5 protein-coding genes are annotated in these 4,427 nt (G+C 40.2%); all 5 read left to right on the forward strand.

What is annotated here, in order from left to right:
• Positions 1-13 precede the first annotated feature (13 nt).
• The gene (locus NIE88_RS21740; RefSeq protein WP_309247067.1) at positions 14-1,384 is read left to right on the forward strand and encodes a PTS galactitol transporter subunit IIC; all 1,371 of its coding nucleotides are present in this window, start codon (positions 14-16) and stop codon (positions 1,382-1,384) included.
• The gene (locus NIE88_RS21745) at positions 1,381-1,611 is read left to right on the forward strand and encodes a hypothetical protein (RefSeq protein WP_253065652.1); all 231 of its coding nucleotides are present in this window, start codon (positions 1,381-1,383) and stop codon (positions 1,609-1,611) included. The genes NIE88_RS21740 and NIE88_RS21745 overlap by 4 nt, the downstream gene beginning before the upstream one ends.
• Positions 1,608-2,546 carry a 1-phosphofructokinase family hexose kinase gene (locus tag NIE88_RS21750; RefSeq protein WP_253065653.1) on the forward strand — a complete coding sequence of 313 codons (939 nt, stop codon included), beginning with the start codon at positions 1,608-1,610 and terminating at the stop codon, positions 2,544-2,546. The genes NIE88_RS21745 and NIE88_RS21750 overlap by 4 nt, the downstream gene beginning before the upstream one ends.
• Positions 2,547-2,565: 19 nt before the next feature.
• On the forward strand, positions 2,566-3,192 hold the full coding sequence (locus NIE88_RS21755; protein ID WP_253065654.1) for a class II aldolase/adducin family protein: 627 nt from the start codon (positions 2,566-2,568) through the stop codon (positions 3,190-3,192).
• Positions 3,193-3,293: 101 nt separating this feature from the next.
• Complete coding sequence (locus NIE88_RS21760; RefSeq protein WP_253065655.1) at positions 3,294-4,268, forward strand: Gfo/Idh/MocA family protein; 975 nt, start codon at positions 3,294-3,296, stop codon at positions 4,266-4,268.
• Positions 4,269-4,427: the final 159 nt, after the last annotated feature.

Genomic DNA, 4,427 nt, shown 5'->3' on the forward strand with positions numbered 1-4,427 from the left:
GGAAGTGAAACTAATGGATGTTTTATCCAATGTCATTAATTATGTACTCAATCTGGGCGCTTCAGTTTTCGTACCCATCATTATGCTGATTATAGGAATATGCGCGAGAATGAAATTTAAAGATGCGATCAGCGCGGCAATTATTTTTGGGGTCGCATTCGCCGGGATGAATTTAGTCGTTGGATTTATGCTGGATTCGATAAGTCCCGCGGCTCAGGCCTTTGCCAAAAACACCGGTATCGCACTAACAGCAGTTGATGGCGGTTGGACCACCGGCGCATCAATTACGTGGGCATGGCCGCTTGCCTTTCTCATTTTCCCGATCACGATCGGTGTTAACATTGTCATGTTGGCATTAAAATGGACGAAAACGCTCAATGTCGACATGTGGAATGTATGGGGGAAAGCTTTCACAGCTATTATGGTCGCGTATATCTCCGGAAATGTCTATCTTGGTTTTGTTGTTGTTGTCATTCAAATCATTATCGAGCTGAAAATCGGCGATATTTGGGGTAAGGAAATTGAAGAAATGACCGGAATTCCTGGTGTAACTGTTCCGCACCATATGACAATCATCGCCAGCCTGCTCTACCCAATTAATCAACTAATGGATAAGATTCCACTGTTCAACAAGAAAATGGATGCTGATGCATTAAAAGAAAAGTTAGGTGTTTTTGCAGAAAATCATGTCATGGGGGCAATTGTCGGATTCCTCCTTGGTCTTGTTGCCGGATACGGGGTATCAAAATCTTTAGTGCTTGCGATTCAGGCGGCAACAGCACTAACACTGTTCCCAATGGTTTCAAAACTTTTTATGCAAGCGTTATCACCAATTTCGGAAGCGATTTCAGATTTTATGAGAAAACATTTCAATAATCGAGAAATTCTTATTGGGCTTGATTGGCCAATCTTGGCAGGAAGAAATGAACTTTGGGTAACGGCTATTTTGCTCATCCCCGTTGAATTATTGTTTGCAGTAATTCTTCCGGGTAATAAAGTGCTCCCATTCGGCGGGATCATTAATCTTTCGATTGTCGTTGCGGTCGTATTACTTGCCCGTGGAAATCTTCTTCGCATGGTTGTGTATGGGATTATTACGACTCCCGTATTCTTGTACCTGGCAACATATTTTGCACCATATATGACACGCTTGGCTCAAGAAACTCATGCGGTTAAAGTACCTTCTGGCAGCATGCTTACTTGGAGCACAATGGAAAATGGTGAATTCAAATTTGCTTTTTCTGAAGCAATGGCTGGAAAATGGTGGGGCATTCTCTTAGCGATTGTTTGGCTTTCGCTGTTCGTATACTTCTACTTTGGACGAAAAAAAGAAAATGCAAAGCGGTATAACGAAGAAATAAAAGCTGAAGGTTTTGAGTCATGAACGCGGGGAAAATGGCAAAAGCCTTCTGGATATTCATGGTGTTTCTCGGCTTTACTTTATTACTGCTTGGCTTTTTCACCGGTGACATCATGATGTGGCTTGTTGCACTTGCGATTGGTATTCTTGTCCGGTATTGTGCCTATGATCTGCTCTTTGCAAAATACGACCAAAAGATCGCACAAGTCCGTCAAAAATATGCGCAGAGAAAGGATGGTGGCCCCAGTTGATCTACACAGTAACCCTTAATCCAGCCATTGATCATATTATCCACGTCAAAGATGAATTGACACGCGGAAAAAACAATCATGTATTGGAAAGCTACAATGACATCGGTGGTAAAGGGACGCATGTCTCAGTTGTGCTATCCTGTCTTGAAACGCAGAACAAAGCGACAGGTTTTATCGGAGAGCAGGGAAAAAATGAATTGTATGCGCTTCTTCGCGAAAGAAAAGTGATCCCGGATTTCTTTGTTCTTCCGAATCGTTCTGTTCGCCAAAACTATGTCCTTATGGATGAGACACATGCAGGCAGCTTCATGATTACACACACAGGGCCAACGATTACTTCTGAAGAAATCAAGCTATTTACGGCTGATTTGGTCAGCAAATTGGCTCCGGATGACTTAGTTGTTTTTGCAGGAAATCCATCAAAATTAATAAATGCAAATGTCTATCGCTCAATACTAGAAAGAGTAAAAGAAACCGGAGCTCAACTAATCATCGACGCTTCTGGTGAGTATCTGAAAGAAGCGATCAAAGTCACGCCGACATTGATAAAACCGAATCAATTCGAATTTGCAGAACTAACAAAAAAAACCATTACTTCAATTGATGACACAATTGGAGCAATGGAAAACTCAAATCTACCTAATATAGATTATATCATCGTTTCGCTTGGCAAGGAAGGCTCACTCTTGTTTCATAACAATTCTATATATCGCGTTACTCCACCCAAGGTAAATACCGTGAATGACACCGGTTGTGGTGATGCCTTTGTTGGAGGCATCGTTTACGCGCTTTACAAAAAATTCGCTGTCAAAGATATGTTAACTTTTGCGACCTCTGTAAGTGCTTCAAAAGCAATGCAGCCTACAAGTTCCGGATTCGTTCCTTCAGAGGCGAGTTTACTGAGAGAACAGGTGGCATTTGAAAAAATTAAGTAGTTTATTCGGAGGGGATATCATGCTATACGCATCTGAAAGAGAAGATTTATGTATCATTGTTAAAACAATGTTTGATCGTTTTGAAACAAATGCAGCAGGTGGAAATGTCAGCGTCAGAATGAACAATGACCATATCATTATGACACCAACGTTAATGTCGCAACAAAAGCTATGCAACCTTAATCCTTATGATATTCTTGTCGTCGATATGGAGGAACAGATTATCGAAGGTGACGGACAGCTGACTCGAGAAATTAACATGCATATGGCTTGTTATAAAGAAAGCAAGAAAATTGGTTGTGTGATCCATGCACATCCCAGGGACTCACTATTTTTTGCAACACTTGGAATTGAATTGCCGAACCTTACAGAAGCAACACAAAAACTAGGCAAGATTCCAACGCTTGACTACCGTCCAGCCACGACTGTAGCGCTGGCAGGCCTTGTGCGTGAACACATTAAATCCCTAGGAGACGATGTCGTTCCAAAGGCCTGCCTTCTTAACAGTCATGGAATTCTAATCACTGATAAAACACTTCATAAGGCATACGACATGCTTGAAAGAATTGAATACAACGCATATATTGCTGAAAAAGCATTGATTTTCGACAAGTTGGGCATTGTCCCTCTTCATAAAGAATGCTGATTAAGTTTCTATGATTAACGGTGGCTTGAGACTTCTCCTGCCACCTTCATTCTTTTCAATTGTTGACTCTTGTCAAAGCATAACTCGGGAGGAAACCAATGATGAGCGCTTTAAATTGGGCAATTATAGGAACAGGAACAATTGCCTCTGAATTTGCGGATACACTCCATCAATCAGGACGCTCTATTTTCGCGGTCGCATCCAGAAAACTCGAACGTGCTCAAAATTTTGCAAACAATCATCATATAAAAAAAGCATATGGAAATTATGATGAACTCTTAAGCAATCCTGCAATCGACATTGTCTACATTGCGACACCACACTCTAATCATTATGAACTGATGATTAAATGTCTAGAAAATGGAAAACATATTCTCTGCGAAAAATCGATTACTGTAAATAGTGAGCAGCTTAATCAAGTGATTCAACTTGCAGCAGAAAAACAGCTCAAAGTCATTGAAGCGATGACTCTATATCATATGCCACTTTATCAAAAGTTGAAGGATCTTATTAAAGATGGAAAGATTGGTAAACTGAGAATGATTCAGGTATCTTTTGGCAGCCTTAGAGTACCTGATATCAACAGTCGCTTTTTAAGTGAAAAATTGGCAGGTGGAGCTCTTCTCGATATTGGCGTATATGCTCTATCCTTCACTCGATTTTTTCTTAACAAACAACCCGATGAAATCTTAACAACAGTCAAACGGTTTACAACCGGTGTCGATGAGCAATCTGAAATTATTCTGCGTAATTCTGAAGATGAAATGGCTTCCATTATTCTGACTCTGTTCGCAAAACTTCCGAAAAGAGGAATCATTACCGGAGAAAAAGCTTATATAACTGTAGATACTTTTCCACGCGCACAATCAGCAACCATTACTTATCCGGATTTTTCAACAGAGATCGTAACCGTCGGAAATACAGACGAGGCAATGGTTTATGAATATGAATATATGAACTCTGTAGTAAACGGAGAAAAAGAAGATACGACCCTTCAATTGACATTAGATGTGATGCAATTAATGAGTGAAATCCGTAAGAAATGGGGCATTGTTTATTCATTTGAGAATAAATAAAATCTTTCTAAAATAGCAGGGAGTTAATTGCCCATCTTTTTTGATAGTAAATAAATAGAGCGTGCCCGCATAGGTTTTATGCCTATGTGAGCACGCTCTTTTCCTGTTATTACTTTAGGTTATACATTTGTTGCTTTCTGCAACACTTTTCGCATGTTC

Source organism: Sporolactobacillus shoreicorticis, assembly GCF_024125445.1.
Taxonomy (GTDB): domain Bacteria; phylum Bacillota; class Bacilli; order Bacillales; family Sporolactobacillaceae; genus Sporolactobacillus; species Sporolactobacillus shoreicorticis.